The organism is Streptomyces sp. NPDC048001 (genome assembly GCF_043203115.1).
GTDB lineage: Bacteria > Actinomycetota > Actinomycetes > Streptomycetales > Streptomycetaceae > Streptomyces > Streptomyces sanyensis.
Genome location: NZ_JBIDBN010000008.1, coordinates 27468 through 53406 on the forward strand (window position 1 = coordinate 27468; position 25939 = coordinate 53406).

At 73.4% G+C, this 25939-nt stretch carries 17 protein-coding genes; 13 read left to right on the top strand and 4 right to left on the bottom strand.

What is annotated here, in order from left to right:
* Window positions 1–394 precede the first annotated feature (394 nt).
* The 9 genes from ACGF15_RS15950 (at window position 395) to ACGF15_RS15990 (ending at window position 13718) form a co-directional block, all read left to right on the top strand.
* The gene (locus ACGF15_RS15950; protein ID WP_392799483.1) at window positions 395–3118 is read left to right on the top strand and encodes an aldehyde dehydrogenase family protein; all 2724 of its coding nucleotides are present in this window, start codon (window positions 395–397) and stop codon (window positions 3116–3118) included.
* Between the two features lie 52 nt (window positions 3119–3170).
* Window positions 3171–4400 carry a beta-ketoacyl-[acyl-carrier-protein] synthase family protein gene (locus ACGF15_RS15955; RefSeq protein ID WP_345616351.1) on the top strand — a complete coding sequence of 410 codons (1230 nt, stop codon included), beginning with the start codon at window positions 3171–3173 and terminating at the stop codon, window positions 4398–4400.
* Entirely contained in the window at window positions 4394–5137 is a 744-nt protein-coding gene (locus tag ACGF15_RS15960) for an SDR family NAD(P)-dependent oxidoreductase (protein ID WP_362608756.1), read from the top strand. Before ACGF15_RS15955 ends, ACGF15_RS15960 begins: the two co-directional genes overlap by 7 nt.
* Window positions 5138–5156: 19 nt before the next feature.
* On the top strand, window positions 5157–5957 hold the full coding sequence (fabI, locus tag ACGF15_RS15965; RefSeq protein WP_345616368.1) for an enoyl-ACP reductase FabI: 801 nt from the start codon (window positions 5157–5159) through the stop codon (window positions 5955–5957).
* Between the two features lie 95 nt (window positions 5958–6052).
* A complete protein-coding gene (gene idi, locus ACGF15_RS15970) occupies window positions 6053–6631 on the top strand; it encodes an isopentenyl-diphosphate Delta-isomerase (RefSeq protein WP_392799488.1) in 579 nt (192 codons plus the stop codon).
* Complete coding sequence (locus ACGF15_RS15975; protein ID WP_392799491.1) at window positions 6632–7570, top strand: hypothetical protein; 939 nt, start codon at window positions 6632–6634, stop codon at window positions 7568–7570. It begins immediately after the preceding gene.
* Window positions 7567–9354, top strand: coding sequence for a thiamine pyrophosphate-binding protein (locus ACGF15_RS15980; RefSeq protein WP_392799494.1), 1788 nt, complete (start codon window positions 7567–7569; stop codon window positions 9352–9354). The genes ACGF15_RS15975 and ACGF15_RS15980 overlap by 4 nt, the downstream gene beginning before the upstream one ends.
* Window positions 9351–11165: an ABC transporter ATP-binding protein gene (locus ACGF15_RS15985; protein ID WP_362608749.1), complete on the top strand. Its 1815-nt coding sequence runs from the start codon at window positions 9351–9353 to the stop codon at window positions 11163–11165. Before ACGF15_RS15980 ends, ACGF15_RS15985 begins: the two co-directional genes overlap by 4 nt.
* Before the next feature lie 96 nt (window positions 11166–11261).
* Window positions 11262–13718 carry a penicillin acylase family protein gene (locus ACGF15_RS15990; RefSeq protein ID WP_392799497.1) on the top strand — a complete coding sequence of 819 codons (2457 nt, stop codon included), beginning with the start codon at window positions 11262–11264 and terminating at the stop codon, window positions 13716–13718.
* Between the two features lie 80 nt (window positions 13719–13798).
* Here the strand turns inward: ACGF15_RS15990 and ACGF15_RS15995 are convergent, their stop codons facing one another.
* On the bottom strand, window positions 13799–15019 hold the full coding sequence (locus tag ACGF15_RS15995) for a DUF418 domain-containing protein (RefSeq protein ID WP_392799500.1): 1221 nt from the start codon (window positions 15017–15019) through the stop codon (window positions 13799–13801).
* A gap of 234 nt (window positions 15020–15253) precedes the next feature.
* Here ACGF15_RS15995 and ACGF15_RS16000 point away from each other — a divergent pair, with 234 nt between their 5' ends.
* Both ACGF15_RS16000 and ACGF15_RS16005 read left to right on the top strand, forming a co-directional pair.
* Entirely contained in the window at window positions 15254–16522 is a 1269-nt protein-coding gene (locus ACGF15_RS16000) for a sensor histidine kinase (protein WP_392799503.1), read from the top strand.
* On the top strand, window positions 16512–17180 hold the full coding sequence (locus ACGF15_RS16005) for a response regulator transcription factor (RefSeq protein WP_345616360.1): 669 nt from the start codon (window positions 16512–16514) through the stop codon (window positions 17178–17180). The genes ACGF15_RS16000 and ACGF15_RS16005 overlap by 11 nt, the downstream gene beginning before the upstream one ends.
* Before the next feature lie 86 nt (window positions 17181–17266).
* Here the strand turns inward: ACGF15_RS16005 and ACGF15_RS16010 are convergent, their stop codons facing one another.
* Entirely contained in the window at window positions 17267–20077 is a 2811-nt protein-coding gene (locus tag ACGF15_RS16010) for a hypothetical protein (protein WP_392799507.1), read from the bottom strand.
* Between the two features lie 325 nt (window positions 20078–20402).
* Entirely contained in the window at window positions 20403–21275 is an 873-nt protein-coding gene (locus ACGF15_RS16015; protein WP_392799929.1) for a glycoside hydrolase family 19 protein, read from the bottom strand.
* Window positions 21276–21664: 389 nt separating this feature from the next.
* Between ACGF15_RS16015 and ACGF15_RS16020 the strand changes: the two genes are divergently transcribed.
* A complete protein-coding gene (locus tag ACGF15_RS16020) occupies window positions 21665–21934 on the top strand; it encodes a DUF1876 domain-containing protein (RefSeq protein ID WP_345616363.1) in 270 nt (89 codons plus the stop codon).
* Window positions 21935–22116: 182 nt separating this feature from the next.
* On the opposite strand, the gene argS is transcribed toward ACGF15_RS16020, so the two are convergent.
* On the bottom strand, window positions 22117–23895 hold the full coding sequence (gene argS / locus ACGF15_RS16025; protein ID WP_362610438.1) for an arginine--tRNA ligase: 1779 nt from the start codon (window positions 23893–23895) through the stop codon (window positions 22117–22119).
* A gap of 222 nt (window positions 23896–24117) precedes the next feature.
* Here argS and lysS point away from each other — a divergent pair, with 222 nt between their 5' ends.
* On the top strand, window positions 24118–25845 hold the full coding sequence (gene lysS, locus ACGF15_RS16030; RefSeq protein ID WP_345616365.1) for a lysine--tRNA ligase: 1728 nt from the start codon (window positions 24118–24120) through the stop codon (window positions 25843–25845).
* Window positions 25846–25939 lie beyond the last annotated feature (94 nt).

The following is a 25939-nucleotide window of genomic DNA, read 5'->3' on the forward strand; positions in this document are numbered from 1 at the left end:
CATGTCGATCATCGAGCTGCAGGGCCTTGAGGTCCCGGCGGAGACCGCCGAGGCGCTGGGCAGCACCATCAGCAACAGCTGCTGAAGGCGCTGACCTGACGCGGCGGCAGAGGCCGCCGCCCCGACACACGGGTGGCGCGGACGTCGCCCCACGAGCCGCAACGGAAGGAGGTGCACACCATGTCGATCATCGAGCTGCAGGGCCTTGAGGTCCCGGCGGAGACCGCCGAGGCGCTGGGCAGCACCATCAGCAACAGCTGCTGAAGGCGCTGACGGTGTCACAGGGGCCTCGGTGAGGCTCCGGAAGGAGGGGCGCGGCGCGGGCCGTGCGTCGCGCCCCTCGCCCGATTCACCAATGTAGACCGCACGTCTGATGTACAACGGGGAGATCAGCATGCCCTCCGTTCCGGAGGAGAAACCGGCCGTGGTCGCCAGAAGGGCGTCCGTGAGCCGGCACGCCCTGGGCCACGGGGTCGAGACCATGAGGCGCGCGCTGTACGAGCGCGGGGTGCGCGCAGGGGACCGTGTCGTCCTGAGCGGCGACAACACCATCGAGTTCTACACGGCCCTGCTGAGCCTCATCGCCTCGGACGTGTCCATCGTCGTCCTCGACGAGGAGCAGCTGACGCGCATGCCGGACCCCCTGGCGGCGGTTCACGCGCAGCACGCGGTCCTGCAGGGGGACAGGGCGAGAAGGACCCCCGGCTCCGTCGCCCTGCGCGAGCTGTGGGACTACGGTGCGGGGGAGGTGCGCGCGGCGGACGTCGGCGGCGCGGCCGACCTGCCCGACCCCGGCACCGTCGCCTGGCGGCGCCGCGAGGACGGGCTGATCCTGCGGTCGTCCGGCACGACCGGCGAGCCGCACGCCGTCGTGAAGTCCGGCGGCTCCTTCCTCGACAACTGCCTGCGCACCGCGGAGAGGGTCCGGTACCGGCCGGACGACGTCCTGCTGCCGCTGCTGCCGATGACCCACCAGTACGGACTCTCGGTCGCCCTGCTCGGTTGGATGACCGGCACGCGGCTGGTCGTGGTGCCTCCCGCCCACCTGTCCGAGGCCCTGCGCCTGGGCAAGCGGCACCGTGCCACGGTCGTCGACGCGCCGCCGCGGACCTACCAGGCCGTGCTGAACCTCGCCGCGCGCAGCCCCGGGCTCCTGGAGGACCTGTCCTCGGTACGGCTGTGGTGCGTGGGCGGCGGTCCGCTCGAGGGGCGACTCGCCGAACGCTTCCACCACGCCACCGGCCACCACCTGCTCGACGGCTACGGCTCGACCGAGCTGGGCAACGTGGCGCACGCCCTGCCGGAGGCCCCCGGCCTGGTCAGGGCCCTGACGGGCGTGGACCTGAAGGTCGTGGACGCCGCCGGCGCCGAGGTGCCCGCCGGACGGGTCGGCGAGCTCCTCGTCCGGTCGCCCGACCAGTACCAGGGGCAGCTCGGCGAGGACGGCCGGACGGTTCCCGTGGAGCGCGGCTGGCAGAACACCGGCGACATCGCCTCGGTCGCCTCCGACGGACATCTGACCGTGCTGGGCCGGCGCTCGGCACTCTCCCGGAGCGGATTCACCGTGTACCCGGCCGAGGTGCAGCGCCGACTGGCCGAGGCGGGTGTCGTGACGGCCTGCGCGGTGGTCAAGGACACCGAGCGCGGCGAGCGGCTGGTCACCGTCGTCGCCGACCCCGGCCGGCGGTCGCACGCCCACTGGAGGCGGGAGATCAGCACGCATCTGGCGTCCTACGAGGCGCCCGACCACGTGTTCGTCGTGGACGAGCTGCCGCAGAACGCGTTCGGCAAGGTGGACCTCGCCCGTGTCGAGGCCTTCGCGGAGGCGGCCACCGCGCAGCGGCTCGGGACGGCCACGGTTCTGATGGAACGTTTCCGCGCCGATGCCCGGCTGGCGGACACCCTCGCCGCGCTCTCCCGTACCGCCGACCATGTGCAGAGCGAGCGGGACCGCTTCGTCGAGGTGCTCACGCAGATCACCGACCGCAAGGCCGCCGAGGTCGAGATCGACGGGTTCGTCGCCACGCTGCGCGGGGCGGCCGCGGAGTACGCGCTCCACCAGCCGCCGACGGTGCCCGCCTCCTGGGTCTTCATGCCGTCCAACATGGTGCTCTACTCGTACGCCCTCTACCTGCTCGTCCCGGCGTGCTTCACCACCCGGATCAGCTTCCGGCCCTCCTCGCGGATCCGGGAGGTCACCCTGCGGCTGCACGAACTGCTGGCGCCGGTGCACGGGCTGGACATCACGGCGTTCACCGGCACCCAGGGCGCCTACACCGACTCCATCCGCGGCAACCCGGGTACGGTCGTCTTCACCGGCCGCTACGAGAACGCCGAGGAACTCAGGGTCGCTCTGGGGAGCGAGCAGCTCCTCCTGTTCTTCGGCCAGGGCGTCAACCCGTTCATCATCACCGGACGGGCCGACATCCCACGGGCCGCCGCCGACGGCGTCCGGATCAGGATGCTCAACTCCGGTCAGGACTGCCTCGCCCCGGACATCTACTTCGTCCACCGCCCGGTGGCGGAGGAGTTCCGCGAGCAGCTGGCCCGGCACGTCGGGGCGCTGACCTTCGGACCGGCCGCCGACCCCACGCGGGACTACGGCAGCATCCAGGACCCGGCCGTGCTCCAGCAGGTCACGCGCTACCTGATCGCGAACCGGCACCGCATCCGCCACGGAGGAGCGGTCGACGTCGCCGAGTCCCATGTGCTGCCCACCGTCCTCGCCTGGGACGCCACCGAGCCCCTGGACGTGTCCGAGCAGTTCGCACCCGTCTTCAACCTGGTCGTCTACGACGACGAGAGCACGCTCCGGCGTGTGCTCGACACCCTTCCCTTCACGGAGCGCGCGTTCGGCGCCTCGGTCTACGGCGCCGACGACGCTCTCGTGGACTTCCTGCGCGAGCGGCACATGGTGAGCGTCGACGCGACGCTCATCGAGATCGAGAACGGCAACAAGCCCTTCGGGGGGCGCGGTGTGAGGGCGGGCTATGCGGCCCTGCGCGGACAGCGCCACCCGCAGCCCCTGCTCATCTCGAAGGCCGTGGCCGAGTACTGGAGCCGGCTCCGCTCCGGTGCCCGCGGCGGGGGGCAACTGGTCGCAGCGGCCGCGCAGTAGCACAGACGTTCATGGATCGGCGGCTCCGCCGCCGTCGGGTTGGGAGTGAGTAATGGGTTCGTACGTGACCGGGCTCGGGGCGCTGACCCCGCTGGGCAACTCGGTGTCCGGGACCTGGGACGCCATGGTGGCCGGCCGCAGCGGGATCAGCTCCATCACGAGCTTCGACACCGGCGACTGCCCCGTCACGATCGGCGGTGAGATACGGGGTTTCGAGCCCGCCGCGCACATGCCCCGGACCGAGGTGCGCAGGATGGACCCCTACGCCCGGTACGCGGTCGCCGCCGCCCACGAGGCCCTCCGGCAGGCGGGCGTCGCCCCGGGGGTCTGCCCGCCGGAGCGCATCTCCATCCTCGTGGGCTCGGGATACGGCACCACGAAGCTCGACGCCGACGCGGTCCGCGTCTTCGACGCCAAGGGCGCACGGGCGGTGAGGCCCTATCTGTCGGCCTACGCCGCGATCGACATCGTGACCGCCTACCTCTCGATGGAACTCGGCGCGATGGGCGAGTCCTTCGCGGTGTCGGCCGCCTGCGCGTCGGGGACGGTGGTCATCGGCGAGGCGCACCGCCTCATCGAGCGGGGTGACGCGGACATCGTCGTGGCGATCGGCGCCGAGGACTCGATGAGCGGCAAGGACCTGGCGCTCACCGCCGCCACCCGGGCACTCACCAGCACGCACAACGACGACCCCGCGGCGGCCAGCCGCCCCTTCGACCGGGCCCGGGACGGCTTCGTGCTCTCCTCGGGCGCGGGAGCGGTGGTGCTCGAGTCCGAGGACAGCGTCCGCCGGCGCGGGAGCACACCGCTGGCCCGCATCCTCGGCTACGGAGCGGCGAGCGACGCCCACCACATCACGGCACCGCATCCCGAGGGGCTGGGGGCCCGGTTCGCCATGCGGCGCGCACTGGCCGCGGCGCGGACGGACCCGAGCGGGATCGACTACGTCAACGCGCACGGCACCAGCACACAGCTCAACGACCGCACCGAGACGCTGGCGATCCAGGCCGAACTGGGCGGGCGGGCCCGGGAGATCCCCGTCAGCTCGACCAAGTCGACCACCGGCCACATGATCGGCGCCGCAGGGGCCGTCGAGCTGATCGCCTGCGTCAAGGCGCTGGAGACCGGCCTGGTGCCGCCGACCGTCAACTGCGACGACCCGGAGTTCCCGGAGATGAACTACGTCGCGCACACGGCACAGGAGCATCCGCTGCGGGTGGCCATGTCCAACTCCTTCGGCTTCGGAGGCCACAACGCCGTCCTGGTGGTGGCGGCATGCTGAGCCCCGGCGGCACCCGCGCGCCGGAAGCGGGCCCCGCACGGAAGGTGGTCGTCACCGGCGGGACACGGGGCATCGGACGCGAGGTGGTGGACCGGTTCGCCGCCGCGGGCGACTCGGTGGTCTCGCTGAGCAGGTCCGGCGCACCCGTCGAGGGGGCCCTCTCGCTGGCCTGCGACGTCGGTGAGCACGCGGCGGTGGAAGAGGCGATGGCGCGGGCCGTCGGGGAACTGGGCGGACTGGACGTCCTGGTGGTGAACGCCGGGATCGTCCGGGACAACCTGATGGCACGGATGACGGCCGAGGAGTTCACCACCGTCGTCCAGGCGAACCTCATGGGCGCCTTCTACCCGGTACGGGCGGGCATCCGCTCCCTGCTGCGCTCCACCCGCGGCCGGGTCGTCTTCTGCTCCAGCACCGCCGCGCTGCTGGGCGGGGTCGGCCAGGGCAACTACGCGGCGAGCAAGTCGGGACTGATCGGCCTGGCCCGGACGCTCGCGCGTGAACTGGCCCGCGGGAAGACGACGGTGAACGTCATCATGCCCGGGCTCATCGACACCGACATGGGGCGCGACTTCCCCGAGAAGGTGCGGCAGGAGTTCCTCGCGTCCGTGCCGCTGCGGCGCGCGGGGACGGTGGCGGAGGTCGCCTCCCTGATCACGTATCTGGCCAGTGACGAAGCCCGGTACATCACCGGGGCCGTCATTCCCGTCGACGGCGGGGTGAGCATGGGTGTCTGAGATATCCGAGGTGAACGACATGCCCGAGGTGTTCCCCGCGGTGGACGCGACCGCGAGCGGTCCGGGGCTCCTGGCCGGAAAGCGGCTGCTGGTCACGGGGATCCTCACCCCCAACTCGATCGCCTACCACGTCGCCGAGCAGGCGCAGCGCGCCGGCGCCCGGGTCGTCGCCACCGCCTTCGGGCGCCTCTCGCTGGTCCGGCGCGTCTGCGCCCGGCTGCCCGAGCCCGTACCGGTGATCGAGCTGGACGTCACCGACACGGCGCACCGGGACCGGCTCGCCGCCGCGGTGGGGGAGCACATGGACGGCCTGGACGGCATCGTGCACTCCGTCGCCCACGGCTCCCCCGCCTGCTTCGACGAGGACTTCGCGGCCGCGCCCTGGCCGGACGTGGCGCGTTCACTGGAGGTGTCGGCGTACTCGCTGGCGTCGCTGACCCACGCCTGCCGGGGCCTGCTCGCCGAGGGCGCCTCGATCGTCGGGCTCGACTTCGACGGCCAGCGCGCCTGGGAGGGCTACAACTGGATGGGCGTGTCCAAGGCGGCGCTGGAGTCGGTCGCGCGCTATCTCGCCCGGCAACTGGGGCCGGAGCGGATCCGGGTGAACCTGGTCGCCGCCGGGCCGCTGAGGACGGTCGCCGCCACCTCCATCCCCGGCTTCGACTCGGCCCACTGGGCCGAGCACGCGCCGCTGGGCTGGGACGACCGGGACGTGGCCGCGGTCGCCAGGACCTGCTGCGCCGTCCTGTCGGACTGGATGCCCGTGACGAGCGGCTCCGTCGTGTGGGCGGACGGCGGCTACCACATCGCCGGGCCCTGACACCGGCGCACGACACCGCCGGCGCCGACCGCCGGCACCCGGGCCCCGGCGCCCGCCCCCGGGCCCCACGGACACGCACGACACGAGGAGCACGCATGCTCAGCTCAGCCAGGAACAGCCAGGAGAGCCGGGAACGGCTGCGGGTCGAACGCGTCGACACACAGGGGCGGGCGACCGGCCTCACGGCGACGGTGCACGAGGCGCACACCCGGGACGGCGGGCTCCTGCACCGCGCGTTCTCCGTCATGCTCGTCAACGACCGCGGCGAGGCGCTGCTCCAGCGCCGGGCCGGCACCAAACGGCGGTTCCCCGGCCTGTGGTCCAACACCTGCTGCGGGCACCCCGCCCCGGGTGAGGCTCCGGCCGACGCCGCCCGGGCCCGGCTGGCCGAGGAACTCGGCATCAGGGCGGGTGCCCTGTCCCCGGCGGGCACCTTCGTCTACCGCGCCGAGGACCCGGGCAGCGGCTATGTCGAGCACGAGTACGACCATGTGCTGGTGGGCCGCTTCGAGGGCGATGCCCCGGCCGTCGACCCCGACGAGGCCTCGGAGGTCGCCTGGCGGTCTCCGGCCGAGATCCTGCGGGACCTCGACGGGTCGGGCTCGGCCTCGTACACGCCGTGGCTGCGGCAGGTCGTGGAGGCGACCTGCCGGCTGCGGAAGGGGAGCGCCTAGATGCCGCCCCGGCTGCTCGGCGGGCTGCCCGCACCCGCCCGGGTGCCCGCACTGGCCCATGTCGTGCACGGCACCTCCGAGGACGCCACCGGTCCCGCCTGGCTGACGCCGCGCACCTCACTGGCCGCCGACATCAAGGGCGCCAAGGTCTACCGCTCGCTCGCCCCGGTGTTCCGCGCGCTGGGCTACGACGACGCCGACCGGGCCCTGGTGTCACCGCTGTTCCACCACCTCTGGGCCGTGGTCTACGAAGCGGACTGGGCCTACGAGGCCCACCAGCTCGCCGGCGCCGAGCGGCCCGACCCCTGGTGGTCGGCGCACTTCCGGACGGTCCTCGGGACCCTGGGCCTGCTCGACGCGACCGTCGAGGGGCACCTGGTGCGCCTGGAGGAGTACTTCGCGCTCGAAACCCGCCTGCTCGCCACGGCCGACTCCTTCGACGAGGAGGACCTGGCCCGGGCGGTCCGGCTCCGCTGCTCCGACATCAGGGCCTTCGTCACCGTGGCGGCCGCGCTCACGGACAGGCCGTGGGCGCGTGAACTCGGCGCGCTCACCGGACCGCTGATGGCGTTCGTCGACCTGGAGGACGACCTCGGGAGCATCCGGGAGGACGCCGCCGCGGGCACCTTCAACACCTACGGCCTGGCCGTGCGGCGCTGGGGCGAGGCCGACGGGAGGCGCTGGCTCGACCGGACCGGCAGCGAGCTGCTGCACGAGACGGCGGCCGCGCTCTCCCGCGTGTCCCCGCGCACCCTCCGGGCCGCACGGGTGCTCCTCGGGCGGCCCGCCTCGGACGCCGAAGCACGCCGGCTGAAGCTGGCGGCGCACCTGCCCCGCCGCACTCTCCTGGGCGGCCTGCACAGCAGGCTGCTGCACGGGACCCCCACTCCGTTCGAGCCGTACTGGCGGCTCCTCGACACCCCTGGCGACACCACATGAACGAGCAGCGCCCGCCCGCCCGCCCCGCCTCCTCCGGCACGCCCGCCCACGCCTCCGCCGCCTTCGACGGGGCCTGGGACCTCGTGGCCGCCTTCCTCGCCCGCCGCGGTGTGGACACCGTGTTCGGGCTGCCCGGAGACGACGTGCTCGTCGTGGCCGCCTTCGAACGCGCGGGCATCCGTCTGGTGTGGTGCCGGGACCAGCGCATGGCCGTGCACATGGCCTCCGGGTACGCCCTGACCTCGGGCCGCATCGGCGTGTGCGTGGTGGGCAAGGGCCCCGCTGTCGCGAACGCGGTCGGGGGGCTGCTGGAGGCGGCGAGCGGCTGCAGTCCCGTGCTGCTGCTGGCGGGCGGCACCGCGATCGAGTCCGACGGCGCCCGGGCCTTCCAGGAGGCGCCCCAGCTCGCGCTCGCCGCCCCGGTGACCAAGTGGGCGGGACGGGTCACCCACACCGGCCGGCTGCTGCCCGCGCTGCGCAGAGCCGCCGCGCTCGTCGCGCAGGCGCCCCGGGGGCCGGTCTTCCTGGAGATACCCGACGGCTTCCTGGCGGAGCCGGTCTCCGTGCCGCAGGCCCTGCTGGACGGCGAGCCGCCGGTGCCCGGCCGGTACACGGCGCCGGACCTCCCGGCCGAGGTGGCGCGGGCCCGGCGGCCCGTGGTCGTCGCCGGCGGCGGGCTGGGTACGGCGGGCGCGGCCGAGCGGCTCGCCGAGGCGCTGGGTGCCGCCCTGCTGGTCACGGCGAGCGGCCGGGGCGGCGTGGCCGAGTCCCATCCGCTGTACTGCGGACTCGCCGGACTCTACGCCCTGCCGCCGGTACGGGAGCTCCTCGGCGACTGCGACGTCGTGGTGGCGCTGGGGTCCCGGCTGGAGGAGACCGCCGCCGAGGGCCTGCCCGACGGGGTGCCGGTCTGCCAGGTCAACATCGAGGCGGGGGAGTTCTCCTACGACCGGCCCGGACCACTCGTCCTCGGCGAGGCGTCGGCCACGGCGGAGCAGTGGGCGGCAGCCCTCGGACACCGGGAGGCCGACGCCGGGTGGCTGTCCCGGATCGCGGCCTCCCGCGAGCGCCTGAGGTCCTGGGCCGCGTCACCCGCCCACCCCGAACTGCCCGCGGACCGGGTCCGCGTGAAGTCCGTCGTGCGGGAACTCTCCCGGGTCCTCCAGCCCGGCAGCGTGGTCGTGCACGAGAACGGGCTCATGGACATCTGGTCGTACCTGTACCCGGTCCTGACCCTCCCCGAGGGCGCACGCAGCGTGGTCCCCTCCGAGCAGACCACCCTCGGCTACGGCGCCGCCGCGGCTGCCGGAGCCAAGCTGGCGGCTCCCGACGCACCCGTCGTGGCGATCGTCGGGGACGGCGCCTTCGACTTCCTGCGGGTCGAACTGCCGACCCTGGTCCGGGAGGGGATCGCCGTCACCTACGTGGTCCTGGACAACGGCGGCTACGGGTGGCTGCAGCGGATGGTGGACAACCTCGGCGGCCGGCCGCACCTCTTCGCGGCCACCGCTCCCGTGCGGCCCGACCCGGAGCACGGTGTGGCCACCTGGGTGGTCACCGAGCCCGCCGACACGGCCGGGTCGATCGCCGCCGCCCTGGCGGCGGCCCGGGAGGGCCGGGTGGCGGTGGTGCGCGTGCCGTGCGCGGCGGACGACTGGCCGCCGGTGGCCGGGGCGGCCTCGGAAGCGGAGATCCACGCCAGTCTGCGGCAGGCTCCCGCCGCGAATGCGAATGCGAACGCGAGCGGCAGCGGTACCGGCGCGGGGCCGGGGGAGCACACATGAGGCGCGAGCGGCCCGCCTCCGGGCTGCGCACCCTCCGGCGACTGGCCTGGGACCGCGACAACGGCCGCCGGCACCTGGTCCTCCTGGGCTGTGCGGCCTCCCTGCTCGCCCCGGTGGTCCCGCTGCTCCAGCCCCTGATCGTGCGGGACATCGTCTCCGGCGCCGAGCAGCAGCGGGCGCTGCTCGCGCCCGTGGTCCTGCTCGCCGCCGTCACCCTCGCCGAGGCCGTGCTCACCGGGGCGCAGGTGTACCTGCTCAAGCGGCTGGCCGAAGGCGTCGTCGTCGACACCCGGCTGGCCCTCGTGCGTCGGCTGCTGCGGCTGCCCATCGTCGAGTACGACCGACGCCGCCTCGGCGATCTGATCTCCCGGCTGAGCACCGACACCTCCCTGCTGCGCTCCGTGATCAGCAACGGCGTCTTCGACATCGTCTCCGCCGTGCTGCTGGGCATCGGGTCGATCACCGTGCTGGCGCTGATCGACCCGCTGCTCCTGGCCATCACCCTGTCCTCGGTACTGCTCGCGGCCGTCGCCCTGTGGACCCTGATGGCCTCGCTGCGGGGGATCAGCCGCACCGCCCAGGAGCACGTCGGGCGGATGACGGCCGAGTTCGAGCGGGCGCTCCAAGGAGTGCGCACCATCCGCGTGTTCGACGCCACCGAGCGGGAGTACGAGCGGGTCGCGCGCCGGGCCGGTGACGCCTACCGGGCCGGGCTCAGGCTGTCGCGCCGGGAGGCCGTCGTACAGCCCGCCGTCACCACCGCCATCCAGATAGCCGTGTTCATGGTGCTCCTCGTCGGCGGGTACCGGGTCTCCTCGGGCAGCATGCCCCTCGGGGACCTGGTCGCCTTCCTGCTCTACCTGTTCAGCATCGTGCTCCCCCTCAACCAGGCGACCCGGGCGCTCACCACGGTCCAGGTCGGGCTGGCGGCGGCCGATCGTGCGGGGGAGGTGCTGGAGATCCCGACGGAGCAGGAGCGCGCGGGCGCGGGCCGGGAGCGGGGCGGTCCCGCTCCGGCCGGTGGCGGGGGCGAGCCGGCGGTCACGCCGCACATGGTCGAGTTCCGTGACGTCGGCTTCCGCTACGACGGTGGTCCACCCGTGCTCAGCGGGGCCACGTTCACGGTGGCCCGCGGCTCCTGCACGGCCGTCGTGGGGCCCTCCGGAGGCGGCAAGTCGACGGTCCTGGCGCTCATCGCCCGCTTCTACGAGCACGGGTCCGGCACCATCCGGGTGGACGGCCGGGACGTCAGGGAGCTGTCGCACGAAGCGGTGCGCTCGCGTCTGTCGATGGTCGAGCAGGGCGCCCCGGTGTTCGCGGGGTCCCTCCGGGAGAACCTGCGGCTCGGGGCGCCCGGCGCCTCCGACGAGGAACTGCGCTCCGTACTCGGGGACGTCGAGCTGGGCGAACTGCTCGACCATCCGGACGGCCTGGACCGGGACCTGGGCGACGCGGGCATCGTGCTGTCCGGCGGGCAGCGGCAGCGTCTGGCGTGGGCCCGGGCCCTGCTCCACGACCACGAGCTGCTGCTGCTCGACGAACCCACGTCGAGCCTGGACTCGGAGACCGAGTCCAGGCTCCAGCGGCTCCTGCGGTCCCGCAGGGCCGCCGGACACACCACGGTCATGGTCGCGCACCGTCTCGCGCCCCTCGTGGACTGCGACCGGATCATCGTTCTGGCCGGTGGGACGGTGACGGCCGAAGGAACCCACGCGTCGCTGCTGCGCGACAGCCCGCTCTACCGCGTGCTCGCCGCCCATCAGGGACTCGTGGACGTCGAGGACCTGGCCACACCGGGCCTCACCGGATAGGAAGCCGCACCTCGCGGCACACGCACACGCACGCGACCGGGCTCGCTCCGCCACACGACGCGGGACGAGCCGTGTCGCATGGACATGGGGGAAGCAATGAAACGGACGACGTGGCGGCGCCGGCTCGGGCGAACGGCGGTCCTGGCGACCGTATGGGGGCTCGTGACGAGCGCACTGCCCGCCACGGCGCAGGTCCGGGCCGCGGAAGCGAGGGTCTCCGGGGGGCCGTCGGTGACGATCCGCTACACCGAGCACGGAGTCCCGCACATCAAGGCGGACGACTACACCGGGCTCGGCCACGGCATCGGATACGCGGCGGCACAGGACAATCTGTGCCTGCTGGCGGACATCTACCTCACGGTGGGCGCCCGGCGCTCGCTGTACCTCGGGCCCGACGGTCCCGCAGGCGCCTACGGCCCCGCGGGCTCGAACCTCGACAGCGATCTCTTCCACCAGCAGGTCATCGACTCCCAGGTGGTGGAGAACACCCTGGCCGAGCCCGCCCCGATCGGCCCGCGGTCCGAGGTGCGGGACATCGTGCGCGGATACGTCAGCGGCTACAACCGCTATCTGCGGCAGACCGGGGGAGACGGCGTCACCGACCCGGAGTGCCGGGGCGCGGACTGGCTGCGGCCCATCACCGAGATCGACGTCTACCGCCAGTTCCACGCGCTCGGCATCTCCGGCGGCAGCGGCAGGGTGATCGACGCGATCGTGTCCGCCCGGCCGCCCGCACCCGGACCGGCGAGCCGAGCGGAGCGGGCCACGCCGCGCAGTGACGCGAAGGCGGCCGCGGCATCGGTGAACGAGGTCCTCCACCGGACGGAGGGCATGGGCAGCAACGCGTTCGCGGTGGGGGCCGAGCAGTCGCAGAACGGGCGCGGGCTGCTGCTGAACAACCCGCACTTCCCGTGGACCGGCCCCATGCGGCTGTGGGAGGCCCAACTGACGGTACCGGGGCGGATGAACGTGTCCGGCGCGGCACCGCTGGGCATCCCCCTGATCCGCTCCGGCCACACCCGGAACGTGGCCTGGGGCCACACCGTCTCCGCCGCCGTCCCGCTGGGCCTCTACGAACTCGACCTCGCCTCCGGCGACCCGAGGACCTACCTCGTCGACGGCGTGCCGGAACGGATGACGCAGCGCACGGTGCGGGTCCCGGTGCGCGGCGCCGACGGAGCCGCCACCACCGTGGAGCGGACCCTGTACTCCAGCCGGTACGGCCCGGTACTGGGTGCCGCGTTCGGCCTTCCCACGGAGTGGACCGCGAGGACCGCGTACGCCCTGCGGGACGCCAACGAGGGCAATCTGCGCGGACTGAACACCTGGTTCGACCTGAACCGCGCGCAGAGCACCGAGGAGGTCCAGGACGCCCTCGTCCGTACCCAGGGCATGCCCTGGGTGAACACGGTGGCGGCCGACAAGGCAGGCCGGACGCTGTTCTCCGGCGTCCACGCCGTCCCGCACATCACCGACGAACTGGCGAAGCGCTGCAGCACCCCGCTCGGCGCGTCGATCTTCCCGGGCACCGGACTCGCGATCCTGGACGGTTCCAGGAAGGACTGCGCCTGGGGCAGCAGCGCCGACGCGGTGGTGCCCGGACTGCTCGGACCGGGTGAGCTGCCCGTGCTGCGCCGCGGGGACTACGTGGCGAACTCCAACGACAGCGCGTGGCTGACCCACCCCGACCGGCCGCTGACCGGCTACCCGCGGATCGTCGGCAGCACCGGCACGGAGCGCACCCCGCGTACCCGGATGAGCCTCACCGCGCTCCAGGAGCGGATGGCCGGGACGGACGGGCTGCCCGGGCGCGGCTTCAGCCGACAGACCATGCAGGACCTCCTCTTCGCCAACCGGAGCAAGATCGCGGAGCTTGCCGCGGACGACACCGCGCGGATGTGCGCCGCCCTGCCCGGCGGCCGGGCCCCCACGTCCGGCGGAGAACCGGTCGACGCCGGGCCCGCCTGCCGTGCGCTGTCGCACTGGGACGAGCGCTTCCTGACGACCAGCCGGGGAGCACTCCTGTTCACCCGGTTCTGGACGAAGCTGGCGGAGCGCGGCGGACCGTCCTGGCGCACCCCGTTCGACCCGGCCGACCCGGTGAACACGCCGAGGGACCTGGACACCGGCAACCCCGGCGTGCCCACGGCCTTCGGCGATGCCGTCGAGGAGCTGAACCGGCTCGGCATCGCCCCGGACGCGCCGCTGGGCGAGCACCAGTACGTGGTCCGGGGCGACAGGAAGCTGCCGACCCACGGCGGACCGTCGCTGCTCGGCCCGATCAACGTCCAGATCCACAGCTGGGACGCGGCCAAGGGCTATGGGAAGGTCGTGTACGGTCCCAGCTTCGTCCAGGTCGTCTCCTTCACCGACGGCGCATGCCCCGACGTCGCGCGGCTGCTCGCCTCTTCGCAGTCCGGCGACCGGACCTCGCCGTACTACGCGGACCAGACGGAGCTGTACGCCGAGGGCCGCATGGTCAAGGGCCGCTTCTGCGAGAGCGAGATCGAGGCCTCCCCGCAACTGCGCACCGTGGAGCTGCGGATGTCCTGACCCCGGCCGGTGGGGCCCGCCTCGGCGGGCCCCACCGAGGCGCCCGGGGGCGGCTCCCCCGGGCCGCCGGGTGCCCGGGGTCATGATCCCCGGCCCAGGCGCTGCGGCGCCAGGTAGGCCCAGTGCCATACGAGTTCGACCGGACCCCTGCTGAACTTCCGCAACCACAGCGGCGACAGCACCAGGAACGAGGAGACGATCGCCGCCCAGGCGAGCACCGGCCACCACGGCCGCGCCCAGTCGAACTCCGCGGCCAGCCCCAGCCCCCAGCCGTAGCAGAGCGCCGAGGCCGCCAGGTTCTGGAACACGTAGCAGGACAGGGCGCTGCGGCCGACCGCCGTCACCCCGCGCCTGAGCAGGCCGTGCTCGCCGGTCGCCCGGTGCGCCAGCGTGGTGACCAGCCCCAGCAGGCCGAAGGCGACCAGCGGCGGCAGCAGATAGCGGTCCACGAGGAACCAGCCCGGGCCGGCGAAGGCGGTCACCAGGTTCAGCGGGGCCCCGACACCCAGCCCGACGACCATCAGCCGGCCCCGGATCCGGGCCCCGCGCTCGCTCTTCTCGAAGACGCCGGCCCGCAGGAGGCGTGAGCCGAGGAGGAAGAGCACGACGCCCATCGGGATCACGAAGACCGCTTCGATGCGGTAGAGCAGGAAGCGGCTCAGCCGCAGTCCCACCTGGTCCGCGTAGGTGCCCACCGCGTAGACGTCCGGATGCCCGAGCGTGGCGTCGGACCCGGTCCCCGTGGCGACCAGGGCGGCCGTCAGGGCACCGACCAGGGCCAGGTGGAGCGCGCCCATGGCGATGATCCAGGCGCGCACGCAGCGGTCGCTGCGCCCGACCAGCCAGACGACGATCAGGGAGGTGAACGCGTAGCCGATGAGGGCGTCGAACTCGAAGACGAGCACGAAGTGGAGTGCCCCTTCGAGGAAGAGCAGCGCCGTCCGCCACAGGTACCAGCCGGGCCAGGGCCTTCCCCGGCGCCGGGCGGACCGGTACTGCAGCTCCAGCCCGACACCGAACAGGATGGTGAGCAGGGCCAGGAACTTGCCGTTGGCCAGCCAGCGCAGCACGACCTCCACGGCACCGCCCGCGCTGTCGGCCTCGGGTAACCGGAAGAAGATGCTCGGCGGGCCCAGCGGATGGGTGAACAGCCAGATGTTGGTACCGAGAGTCCCGATGATCGCGACGCCCCGGAGGATGTCCAGGACGTCGATACGCCGGCCCGCGGCCCCGGACTGCGGCGGGGGCGGGCCCTGCTCCTGCGCGGGCGGGGCGGGGGCATGCCTGCTGGTCGGGTTCATGGTCACAGCGTGGCCGGAGGCAGGTCGCGGTGTCGTCGTCGGTTGGAAGGGGCGCACGTCATCACTTCGGGGAAGCGCACGACCGCACCCTCCGACCTTCGGAGGAGATGCCTTCGGGGCAGTCGCATCCGTCCCGAATGTCCCCACCGCCTGTGCTTTCATGACCAGATGCTGGAACTCGGGGGTTTACGGAAGCGATCCTTTCGCTTCCACCGGAAGGACGTCCTGCCGGCCGTGGGGCTGTTCGTGCTGGGCTCGGTGCTCTACGGTGCCGGCTGGTACCCCTTCTTCCGCGAGGTGCACACGCTCGCGCCCTGGCAGGTCCCCCTCGCCTGGCGGCTGATCCCACTCACCGGTGCCTGCCTCGCCGTTCTGGTGCGCAGGACCCTGCCGATGTACGCCCTGGCCGCCGGTCTGTTCTTCGCCACGATCGACGTGCTGATGGGTTTCAGCATCTCCATGCTCCTGGTGGTGTCGGAGCTGCTCTACAGCGCCACCCTCCATGCCTCCCGGCGCGCCAGCCGCCTGCTGATCTACACCGTCATCGCACTGCTGGTCGCGATCACGACGGTGCTCTTCACGGTCACGGGCGACTGGCAGGTCACCGTTCTGCTGATCATGGTGATGATCACCATCCTGTTCGTGCCGGTGTGGTGGGCCATGACGGTGCGTCAGGAGCGGGACACGGCGGAGGCGGAGCGGTTGCGTGCCGAGCAGCAGGCCCGGATCGCCGAACTCGACCGCCGCACGGCCGTGGCCGAGGAACGGGCACGGATGGCCAGGGAACTGCACGACGTGATCGCCGGGCACCTGTCCGCCATAGCCATCCAGTCGGACGCGGCGGGTTCCCTCCGCGACGACCGGGCGGCCGTCGACGACGTCCTGCGCACCATCAGGCAGATCAGCGTCGACGCCCTCAGGGAGATGCGCGCCATGATCGAACTGCTCCGCGGCCAGAACGGGGACGGGGAGCAGGTCTCCTACACCGCCCCCGCCCGGCTGGCCGAACTCGACCTCCTGCTCGACTCGGCACGCGCCGCCGGACTGGACGTCGCCGTGACCGGGGGCGCCGCGGGAGCGGCCCGGACCGCGGGGCCGGACCGTCCGGAACCCGCCGACGGGCGGGAGGACGCCCCCCGCCCCGGCACCGGGGGCGGGGCCGGCGCCGCCGGGACCATCCGCCTGCCTGCCGGGCTGCCGGCCTCCGTCGACCTGGCGGCCTACCGGATCGTTCAGGAGGCGCTGACCAACGCCGTCAAGCACGCCACCGGAGCGCGCGCCTGGGTCACGGTGTGCCCCGAGGACGGCGACCTCCACGTCGAGGTCCTCAACGAGCTGACCGGAGGCGGGGCACCCGCCCTGCCCGGTGCCGGTATCGGTCTGCTCAACATGCGTGAGCGGGCGGCCGCCATCGGGGGGACGGTTTCGGCACGGCCGGTCGGCGACCGCTGGCGGGTCCACGCAGTACTCCCGCTGGGAGAGGAGAGGGAGCATGAGTATTAGGGTTCTCGTCGCCGACGACCACGCAGCGGTGCGGGCCGGGCTGGTGCTCGTACTGGACCGGGCGGCGGACATCGAGGTGGTCGGCGAGGCCACGGACGGCGGCAGCGCGGTGAGACTGGCGCGGCGGCTCCGGCCCGACGTGGTGCTGATGGACATCCGCATGCCCGGCGGCGGCATCGAGGCCACCCGGGTCCTCGTCGAGGAGAACGTCTGCCAGGTCCTCATCCTGACGACCTTCGACCTGGACGAGTACGTCTACGCCGCCCTGCGCGCCGGGGCCGCGGGCTTTTTGATCAAGTCCGTCGAGGCGCTGCAACTGGTGGAGGCGGTCCGGCTGGTGGCGCAGGGGGACGGCGTTCTCGCACCCCAGGTGACCCGTCGGGTGATCTCGCAGTTCGCCGGTACCGCGACCGCCGTGGAGCCCCGGCCGCAGGCCCCGCCCAAGGGGTTGGAGCAACTCACCGAGCGCGAGCGGGACGTCTTCGACTGCCTGGGCGAGGGCCTGTCCAACCAGCAGATCGCCAAACGGCTCTACATCAGCGAGACCACCGTGAAGTCCCATGTCTCGCACATCCTGGCCAAGCTGGGCCTGCGCTCCCGCGTCCAGGCCGCCATCCTCGTCCAGGAACGCGGCCACGGCGGCCGTCCCGCACCGTAGTGCCGCGGCCCGCCCCGCCCGGGCCCGGCACGGTGGTGCGGTGCGCGGCCGCCCGGCGGGGCGACGACCGCGCACCGCACCGCACCTCAGGAGGCGTCGCGGACCGTGCCCTCCAGCGGCGGGCCCAGCGGGCCGCCCTCCTCGTCCACCGGCTGGATCCGGACGTACTCGGCCGGCTCCTTCAGCAGGTCGCGGACGGTCGGGACGGTCAGGTCCGCGGAGCGCTCACCCGCAGGGACCCAGGTCCACAGCGTCCGGTAGTCCAGCCGTGAGAGCGGGACCGCCGGGTCGGGGAGCTCGTCCACGAAGTTCAGCAGCCACTCCTTGTCGACGTCCGCCGTGGACAGCTCGGGCCGCCCCTCCGGCACCGGGACCAGCTCGGCCAGGGCGGGGATCTCGATGTCCGCGGGCTCGGAGAGCGAGACGCGCCAGGTCAGCGGCTTGCCCTCGACCACGTCGGCGGCCACCGGCGCGATGCTCACCGTCGGCATCGGGTCGTCGTTCTCGGCCGTCACACCGCCGGAGTCGGCCCCGACGACCGTGCCCCGCACCGCCTTGACCAGGATGTCGTGCGTCGTGTCCCAGCCGTAGCGCCGGTTGCCGCGCACCCGCACCGAGACGTCGATCCCCGCCGTGCCCGGGCCCACCCGGACCAGGCGGCTCTTCGTCCTGCCGGTGTCCGGGTCGACGACGTACAGCCGGACCGTGCCGGCCGCCTTGCCGGTGGTGCGGACCGGCACCCGGTAGGTGCGGACTCCGGAGTCACCCTCCTTGACGGTGAGGCGGCCGAGGTCGACGCGGGTCAGCGGCGCGGGCCGCACCGCCGGGGTGCCCGGGCTCCAGGCCCAGGCGTCCATCAGCCAGGCCTTCCCGGAGCGGCTGCGCGGCACCAGCTCCAGGGAGGCGATGCGGCGCAGGTCCAGCCGGGCCTTCGCGGCCTTCGCGAGCGGGACCCGCAGCTCCTGCGCCCAGTAGGAGGCGGTGCGGTCGCTGCCGGGCAGCCCGTCGACGCGGATCCGCCCGAGGTCCGCCCGCTTGCCCGCCGCGTCCCGGAGGACCACGTCGAACCGCGTCCCGGTGGTGTTCGGCGGCACGAACAGGCGCAGGGCGAGGCTGCGCGCGCCGCGCAGGGAGACCGGTGCGCCGGGCGTCATCCGGGCCGGTGCCCCGGGCTTCGACCAGCTGAGCGCCACGGCCCGGCGTCCGGCCTCGTGCTCCGGCCGCCAAGAGGCGAAGTGCGGGGAGGAGCCCGCCGTGTTCCCGCCCAGGCAGGCGCCGCGCCCGGGGGAGACGGCGTCGCAGAGCCGGGCGCCGGTCACGTTCAGCCGCCCGTCGGGCAGCAGGGCCGCGCCGCGGTTCCCGCCGACGGCGTGGGTGAGCACCCGTGCCGGGTCGGCGGAGGGGGCGCGGCGGCCGGTGCCGTCGACCAGTTCGCGCACCCGGTCGTCACCGGCCACGAACAGCCGGGCCGCGGCGGCGATGTAGGTGGCGCCCGCGCGGTGCTGCTGGTCGGCGGTGAGACGGGTGGGCGCGCCCGGCGAGCAGACGGGGTCGCGCTGCTCGGGATCGTGCCAGAAGTCGTCCATGGCCGGGGCCTTGGCCTGGCCCGGGGTCCATTCGGTGTTGAAGAAGTTGTGGTTGGCGCCGGTGATGTGGACCGCGCTGTGCAGGGCCTTCCCGCCGCTCACACCGCGGGTGCCGTCCGCGTACACCTGGCCCTGGAGGTCGGCGACGTCCCCGTCGCAGCCCGGCAGGAGCGTCAGCGACGGCACGTCGGGCACCGGGTTCTGGCCGAAGAGGGTGGGCCCGATCAGAACGGTGCCGCGGACCGTCCAGCGGGCCCTGCCACGGGCGCCGTCCTCGGCCTTCGGCGGCGGGTAGAGGGTGTCCATGGCCGCCCGGTTGACTCCCTCGCCGCCGCGCGAGTGCCCGACGAGGAGGACCTTCGACAGATCGGCCCGCGGGCCCTTGCGCACGGCCGCGGGCGCGGTGGCGGGCGCGGCGGCCCAGGCGGCCCAGCGCGCGAGGTGGGAGCGGACCAGGGAGGAGCGCGCCTGGGCGCCGCCGTCCTCGGCGGCCCAGTCCTGGCTGTTGATGCCGTTCGCGGCGATGGAGACCGTGACGTAGCCCTGGGAGGCGAGCAGCTTCTGGTCGCGGAGGTAGCCGCGGTGGCTGGGGATCGGCTGGGCGCCCTTGGCGCAGGGCCAGTCGATGGTCACCTCCTCCTCGCCCTTGCCGGGCACGTAGCAGGTGGCGTGGCGGCCGTGCAGGAAGAGGGCGAGCGGCCGCCTGCCGGGCGCTCCCTTCGGTGCGACGACCACGCCGCGCATCTCCACCGGTGCGGCCAGGCCGGGCAGGCGGAGCGGGGCGAGGGCGTACTCGCCGGTGGTGGTGGCGTAGCGGCCCGGCCTGCCGGGGTCCACCGTGCCGGCCGGGAGCCGGGCGGGCAGGGCGGGGGCGGACGGGCCGGCGGACCGCCGGTCGCGGGCCTCCCGCTCCCCCGCGGCGTCCAGCCGCTGCCCCGCGGCCACCACCCGGAGGTCGGCGAGATCGGAGGGGGCGGTGGTCGCGGCCTCGTCCAGGGGCAGGCGGAAGGTCAGTCCGTCCTGCCCCGGCTCCGGTACGCCGACGAGTGTGCCGTTCGCGTGGAACTCGACACGGGCGTCCCCGGCCGGGACCGGTCGCGGGGAGCGCCACTCCAGGGCGCTGTCGCCGTTGTCGGCGGTGGTGATCCGCCAGCCGGGCGGAAGCTCCTCCGTGCCGGTACCGGTCTCCGCCGCGGTGGGAGCGGAGAGGGGGCCTGGCGGCTGCGGTGCGGCGTGCGCGGCCGGTACCACCCCCGCCGCCACGGCGAGCACCGCTACCGCGGTGGCCCATGTCCTTCGGGCGCGTATCAACGTTTCTCCTCAACCCCGTTTCACGGGCGCCCGGTTGGGCCCGGGTGCCCTCTCGATCACGGAGGACGGGGCGCGGGGCGCGCGGGTTGCCCGGCCGCCGAGGATCGGCCGGTGCGCGCCCTGCCGGCGTGGCGTGAAGGCGCTGTACCGGGAGGGCGCCGCGGTCGGTTGGGCGGCCGGCTGCGGGGTGGAAGGGACGCCGGGGAGGAGCCCGTGGGCCCGGGGCCCGAGCCGGGAGGGGGCTGGCGGGCCGCGGGTCCGGGGCGGGGCGCCCCGGACCCGCGGCCCGTGACGGCGGGCGTCCGCGAGGGGGCGCCCGGCGGGGTCAGCAGTAGAGGTTGCCGCCCGCGGGGACGCCGAGGACCTGCGCGAACTGCTGGTACGTGGTCACCCGGCTCTGGACCTGCGCCGGGTTCCCGCCGTCGCACTCCAGGGCGCCGTTGATGGAGCGGATCGTCTGGCCGAAGCCCGCCCCGGTCACCATGGCCGTGTGGCCGCTCATCGTGCCGGGCCCGGACTGGGTGTTCCAGTACCACAGGCCGGTCTTCCAGGCGACGGCCGACTCGTTCTGGACGCGCCAGGGGTTGTTCAGCAGGTCGATGCCGAGGGCGTCGCCGGCGGCCTTGTAGTTGAAGTTCCAGCTGAGCTGGATCGGCCCGCGGCCGTAGTAGGCGGCCTGGCCGGCCGGGCAGCCGTAGGGCCGGCCCCAGTCGCAGTAGTGCGGGTAGTTGGCCGTGTTCTGCTCCACGATGTGGACGAGCCCGCCCGTCTCGTGGCTGACGTTGGCGAGGAAGGCCGCGGCCTCCTGCTTCCTGACCGTGTCGCTGCCGGTGTTGGCGAAGCCCGGGTAGGCGGCGAGGGCGGCGGTCAGGCCGCTGTAGGTGTAGAAGGAGTTCCTGTTCGGGAACATCCGGTTGAACTGGGCCTCGCTGACCACGAAGCCGGACGGGTCCGGGTTCCCGCCGCCGCCACCGCAGTCGTACGGGTCCCAGTACCAGGTGCTGATCGTCGGCGAGTAGCCCGGGTTGTCGTGTTCGGCGATGTAGTAGGAGCCGTTGTACCTGACAACGTTGCCAGCGGTGTACCAGGTGCCCTGCCGCCATTCGGGGGCGGTGTCGCAGGGGGAGGCGGCGGACGCTGAGGGGGTCAGGGCCACGGCGAGACCTGCGGCCATCAGGACCGCCGTCAGCAGGGCCATGAGGCGTGTGCGCAGCACTCGATCACTCCTTCGAGGTGCAACAGCCTTGCCCAGCAGGGAAGTTGGGCCGGGGTCGGCTGGGTGGGGGGCAGTGCCCACACTCAAGCGTGATTGACGTGATCGAGTCAAGGTATAGACCAATATGACTTCGGAGCAAGCTCCGTTCGACGGCCGGTGACACCCTCTGCGTCCGGCGGCCCGGGCGCTTCGCGTCCCGGTGGGGCGGGTCCGCCGCGGAGCCCTCGGGACCGCCAGGGGCGGAGCGCCCTGGCCCCGGGACCGGCAGGGCCGGAGCGCCCGGGACCGCCAGGGCCGGAGCAGGGCAGCGCGGGTCGCGATCAGGGCCGGGCGGGAGCACCCTGGAAGGGTCGATTGCGGAGGTGGTCCCCATGCAGACACTCGTCGGATGGCACGTGGAGATGGAGTTCCGCGAGGACGGCGACCGGACCAGGGCCGCCGCCATGGTGCGCCTCGGGGACGGCTCGGAGATCCGCGGGCACGGCAACGCCAACCGCCACCACAGCGATCAGCCGCAGCTCATGGTGGGCGAGGAGATCGCCGGGGCACGGGCGCTGATGGACCTCGCGTCCCAGTTGCTGGAGCGGGCCCATATGCAGATCGACGAGGCGTCCGGCAGGACCTCGCGCCCGATCCGCTGAGCCGCTCCACGCCGAGCCAACGGCCCCCGGGCAGCGGGCGGACGTCCGGCCCCGGCGCAGCGCCGGTCGCCCGTGCCCGGACGTGAGGGCGGGCGCCGCCCCTGGTGGAGGGGCGGCGCCCGCCGTGCGCCGCGTGCGGGCCGCCCGGGTGCACGCGGACGCGCACCCCGGGCGGCGGGGCCTCAGAGGCGTTCGGGTGTCCGGATGCCCAGCAGCGCCATGCCCTGGTGGAGGGTGCGCCCGGTCAGGTCGACCAGGAACAGCCGGTTCTCCACGACCTCGGCCGGGTTGTCCTCGCTGAGCACATGGCACTGGTCGTAGAAGGTCGTCAGGTGCGAGGCCAGCTGGTACAGGTAGGCGGCGAGCTTGTGCGGCTCGTACCCGGCCGCGACCTCGGCCAGCACCTCGCCGAACTGGTCCAGGTGCAGCCCCAGCGCCCGCTCGGCCGGGGCGAGTTCGAGTTCGGGGTGGGCCACCGGGCTCCGCCCGCCCGCCTTGCGCTTGATCGACTGGATCCGGGCGTAGGCGTACTGGAGGTACACCGAGGTGTCGCCGTTGAGCGAGACCATCTGGTCGAGGTCGAACTTGTAGTCGCGCACGGCGGACGTCGACAGGTCGGCGTACTTCACCGCGCCGATACCCACATGGCGGCCGTTCCCGGTGATCTCCTCCTCGCTCAGCCCCACCTTCCCGGCCTTCTCGCGCACCACCGCCGTGGCCCGGTCGATCGCCTCGTCGAGCAGGTCGACCAGCCGGACGGTCTCGCCCTCACGGGTCTTGAAGGGCTTGCCGTCCTTGCCGAGGACCGTGCCGAAGGCGAGCTGGTGGGCCCTGACCTTGTCGTTGAGCCAGCCGGCCCGCCGGGCGGTCTCGAAGACCATCTTGAAGTGCAGCGACTGCCGGGCGTCCACCACGTAGAGCAGGCTCGTCGCGTCCAGGTTCTGCACCCGGTCGCGGATCGCCGACAGGTCGGTGGCCGCGTAGCCGTAGCCGCCGTTGGACTTGCGGACGATCAGCGGGACCGGGTTGCCGTCGGGGCCCTTGACGTCGTCGAAGAAGACGCAGAGCGCACCCTCGGAGCGCACCGCGACACCCGACTCCTCCAGGATCCGGCAGGTCTCGTCGAGCATGTCGTTGTAGCCGGACTCGCCGACGACGTCCGGGTCGCGGACCTCCATGTCGAGCTTCTCGAAGACCGAGTAGAAGTAGATCTTCGACTCGTCCACGAAGCGCTGCCACAGGGCGAGGGTCTCCTCGTCGCCCGCCTGGAGCGCCACCACCCGGTCCCGCGCCCGCGCCTTGAACTCCTCGTCGGAGTCGAAGAGCGCCCGGGACGCCTTGTAGAGCCGGCCCAGGTTGGACATCGCCTCGGCACCGGCCGCCTCGCCCGCGCCCGGGGACTCCTTGTGGTCCAGCTCGTGCGGGTGCTCGGTCAGGTACTGGATGAGCATGCCGAACTGGGTGCCCCAGTCGCCGATGTGGTGGCGCCGCACCACCTGCTCGCCGGTGAACTCCAGGATGCGCACCATGGCGTCGCCGATCACCGCGGACCGCAGATGGCCGACGTGCATCTCCTTCGCGACGTTCGGCTGGGCGTAGTCGATCACCGTCCGGCCGGGCTCGTCCGCGAGCGGCACGCCGAGCCGGTCGTCGGCGGCGCGCGCCGCCAGCGTCTCGGTGATCGCCCGGTCGGCGAGGGTGATGTTCAGGAAGCCGGGGCCGGACACCTCGATGTCCGCGAGCACGTCGTCGTCGCCCACGGCGTCCACGACCTGCGCCGCCAGCTCGCGGGGGTTGCCCTTCAGCCGCTTGGCCAGCGCCAGGATGCCGTTGGCCTGGAAGTCGGCCCGGTCGCTGCGTCGGAGCAGCGGGTCCGCGGAGGCGGCCTGCGGCAGGGCTGCCGACAGGGCGTCCGCGAGGCGCTGCTGCACGTTCGAAGCGAGAGAAGGGACCGAGGCCATGGGTGTCCGTTCCTGTTCGGTGGTCGGGTTCTCCGGGATGTTCCGGTTGTCAAGTGTCCCATGGTCCGGCAACGGCATTTCCGGTCGGCCGCACCGGGCCCGTCCGCTCCGTCGCAGGCGGGCGGGAGGGCGCCCGGCCCCGAGGTGCCAGGCGTGCGGCGGCGACGCGCCGTCTGGGAGAATGGGCGGCGGAAGATCTTGCCGACCCTAGGAACCGAGGACGTGCCGACCGTGGCTCAGAGCAGCACCGAGACCGACTGGGTCTCCCGTTTCGCGGACGAGGTCATCGCCGAGTCGGAGCGACGTGCGCCTGGCAAACCGGTCGTCGTCGCCTCCGGGCTGTCCCCCTCGGGGCCCATCCACCTGGGCAACCTCCGCGAGGTCATGACCCCGCACCTGGTCGCGGACGAGGTGCGGCGCCGCGGCTACGAGGTGCGCCACCTGATCTCGTGGGACGACTACGACCGCTACCGCAAGGTGCCGGGCGGCATCGAGGGGATCGACGAGTCCTGGGCCGAGCACATCGGCCGCCCGCTGACCTCGGTCCCGGCGCCGAAGGGGTCCCCGCACCCGAACTGGGCCGAGCACTTCAAGGCCGCCATGGCCGCCTCGCTGGCGGAGCTGGGCGTGGAGTACGACGCGGTCAGCCAGACCGAGCAGTACACCTCGGGCGCCTACCGCGACCAGATCCTGCACGCGATGCGCCACCGGGGCGACATCGACGCGATCCTGGCCCAGTACCGCACCAGGAAGGCCCCCGCCAAGAAGTCGCAGAAGCCGGTCGACGAGGCCGAGCTGGAGGCCGCCGAGGGCTCGGGCGCCGCCGCCGAGGACGACGGTGCCACCACGGCCGGGTACTTCCCGTACAAGCCCTACTGCGGCGGCTGCAACAAGGACCTGACCACGGTCACGGCCTACGACGACGACTCCACCGAGCTGGCCTACACCTGCTCGGCGTGCGGGTTCTCCGAGACCGTGCGGCTGTCCGAGTTCAACCGGGGCAAGCTGGTGTGGAAGGTCGACTGGCCGATGCGCTGGGCCTACGAGGGCGTGGTCTTCGAGCCCTCCGGCGTCGACCACTCCTCGCCGGGCTCCTCCTTCCAGGTGGGCGGCCAGATCGTCGGCATCTTCGGGGGCGAGCAGCCCATCGGCCCGATGTACGCCTTCGTCGGCATCTCGGGCATGGCGAAGATGTCCTCCTCGCGCGGTGGTGTGCCCACGCCCGCGGACGCGCTGAGGATCATGGAGCCGCAGCTGCTGCGCTGGCTCTACGCGCGCCGGAAGCCGAACCAGGCGTTCAAGGTCGCCTTCGACCAGGAGATCCAGCGGCTCTACGACGAGTGGGACAAGCTGGAGGGCCGGGTGGCGGACGGCTCCGTGCTGCCCGCCGACGCCGCCGCCCACTCCCGCGCCTCCCGCACCGCCGCGGGGGAGCTGCCGCGTACGCCCCGCCCGCTGCCGTACCGGACGCTGGCCTCGGTCGCGGACATCACCGGCGGCCACGAGGCGCAGACGCTGCGGATCCTCGCTGAGCTGGACCCGCAGAACCCGGTCGCCTCGCTGGACGAGGTCCGCCCGCGGCTGGACCGCGCGGAGAACTGGATCTCCACCCATGTCCCGGCGGACGCGCGCACCATCGTGCGCACCGAGCCGGACCACGAGCTGCTCGCCTCGCTGGACGAGGAGGGCCGCCGGTCGCTGCGGATGCTGCTGGAGGGCCTCGACACCCACTGGTCGCTCGACGGCCTGACCACGCTCGTGTACGGCGTGCCCAAGGTCATGGCGGGCCTGGAGCCGGACGCCAAGCCCACGCCGGAACTCAAGGTGGCCCAGCGGTCGTTCTTCGCGCTGCTCTACCGGCTGCTGGTCGGCCGGGAGACCGGCCCGCGCCTGCCGACGCTGCTGCTGGCGGTCGGCGCGGACCGGGTGCGCACACTGCTCGCGGCCTGAGGGCCGCCCCGGAACCGGGACGCCGCCGACAGGGCCCCACCCCCGCTTCTGCCGGGGGTGGGGCCCTGTGCCGTGCCCCGGGGCGGCCGCCGCG

Coding starts and splice junctions, on each gene's coding strand:
- ACGF15_RS15950 (WP_392799483.1), top strand. CDS start 395: ATGCCCTCCGTTCCGGAGGAGAAACCGGCCGTGGTCGCCAGAAGGGCG.
- ACGF15_RS15955 (WP_345616351.1), top strand. CDS start 3,171: ATGGGTTCGTACGTGACCGGGCTCGGGGCGCTGACCCCGCTGGGCAAC.
- ACGF15_RS15960 (WP_362608756.1), top strand. CDS start 4,394: ATGCTGAGCCCCGGCGGCACCCGCGCGCCGGAAGCGGGCCCCGCACGG.
- fabI (WP_345616368.1), top strand. CDS start 5,157: ATGCCCGAGGTGTTCCCCGCGGTGGACGCGACCGCGAGCGGTCCGGGG.
- idi (WP_392799488.1), top strand. CDS start 6,053: ATGCTCAGCTCAGCCAGGAACAGCCAGGAGAGCCGGGAACGGCTGCGG.
- ACGF15_RS15975 (WP_392799491.1), top strand. CDS start 6,632: ATGCCGCCCCGGCTGCTCGGCGGGCTGCCCGCACCCGCCCGGGTGCCC.
- ACGF15_RS15980 (WP_392799494.1), top strand. CDS start 7,567: ATGAACGAGCAGCGCCCGCCCGCCCGCCCCGCCTCCTCCGGCACGCCC.
- ACGF15_RS15985 (WP_362608749.1), top strand. CDS start 9,351: ATGAGGCGCGAGCGGCCCGCCTCCGGGCTGCGCACCCTCCGGCGACTG.
- ACGF15_RS15990 (WP_392799497.1), top strand. CDS start 11,262: ATGAAACGGACGACGTGGCGGCGCCGGCTCGGGCGAACGGCGGTCCTG.
- ACGF15_RS15995 (WP_392799500.1), bottom strand. CDS start 15,019: ATGAACCCGACCAGCAGGCATGCCCCCGCCCCGCCCGCGCAGGAGCAG.
- ACGF15_RS16005 (WP_345616360.1), top strand. CDS start 16,512: ATGAGTATTAGGGTTCTCGTCGCCGACGACCACGCAGCGGTGCGGGCC.
- ACGF15_RS16015 (WP_392799929.1), bottom strand. CDS start 21,275: ATGGCCCTGCTGACGGCGGTCCTGATGGCCGCAGGTCTCGCCGTGGCC.
- ACGF15_RS16020 (WP_345616363.1), top strand. CDS start 21,665: ATGCAGACACTCGTCGGATGGCACGTGGAGATGGAGTTCCGCGAGGAC.
- argS (WP_362610438.1), bottom strand. CDS start 23,895: ATGGCCTCGGTCCCTTCTCTCGCTTCGAACGTGCAGCAGCGCCTCGCG.